This window comes from Chloroflexaceae bacterium (assembly GCA_025057155.1).
Lineage (GTDB): Bacteria > Chloroflexota > Chloroflexia > Chloroflexales > Chloroflexaceae > JACAEO01.
In genome coordinates, this window is the sequence record JANWYD010000139.1 from 1 (window position 1) to 572 (window position 572).

Consider the following 572-nt stretch of genomic DNA (forward strand, 5'->3'; position numbering starts at 1 on the left):
CTTTTTCAGCGTAGTCCAAAACGTCTTGTAGGTAATCCCTAATATCGCGCTGAGATTTCCTCATAGACGGATTGCCTCTCTCAAAACGCGCTCGCGAACTCTTGGCTTTAGCAGGTGCTTGGGCGCGACCTCCACGCGCTTGCCCAGCAGCTGAGACAACTCCCGTTGCATGCGCGCCCACTCAACAAGCGAGGGCGGTTCTTCGAACTCCACCAGTAGGTCAATATCGCTGCGGGGGCGCGCTTCGCCGCGTGCATAGGAGCCGAACAGCCATATAGCGCACACACGGTATCGTTCCTGCAACTGCGCTCGCTGGCTCTTCAGCACGCGGCGGATTGTCGGCAAATCCATCGTCTGGGCAGGCATAGGGCGATTATACCTGCAACAGGTCTATCTGCTGCGCCAGTTCAAAATCCTTCTCGGTCAGTCCGCCTGCCGAGTGGGTACTCAGGCGCAGGGTCACCTGCTTGTAGCGAATCTCGATGTCGGGGTGGTGGTCGGCGCGTTCAGCAAGCAGCGCCACCTGCACCACGAAGCCCATCGCCTCGCGGAAGTTGCGGAAGGTGAAAGTG

The 572-nt window shown here is 58.7% G+C and carries 2 protein-coding genes; both read right to left on the minus strand.

The features are described 5' to 3' along the window. Nucleotides 1-60: 60 nt before the first annotated feature. The gene (locus NZU74_20690; GenBank protein MCS6883742.1) at nt 61-366 is read right to left on the minus strand and encodes a nucleotidyltransferase family protein; all 306 of its coding nucleotides are present in this window, start codon (nt 364-366) and stop codon (nt 61-63) included. A gap of 7 nt (nt 367-373) precedes the next feature. Beyond that, nucleotides 374-572 (minus strand): 4a-hydroxytetrahydrobiopterin dehydratase (locus NZU74_20695; GenBank protein ID MCS6883743.1); only part of this gene is annotated, 199 nt, incomplete at its 5' end.

Coding starts and splice junctions, on each gene's coding strand:
- NZU74_20690 (MCS6883742.1), bottom strand. CDS start 366: ATGCCTGCCCAGACGATGGATTTGCCGACAATCCGCCGCGTGCTGAAG.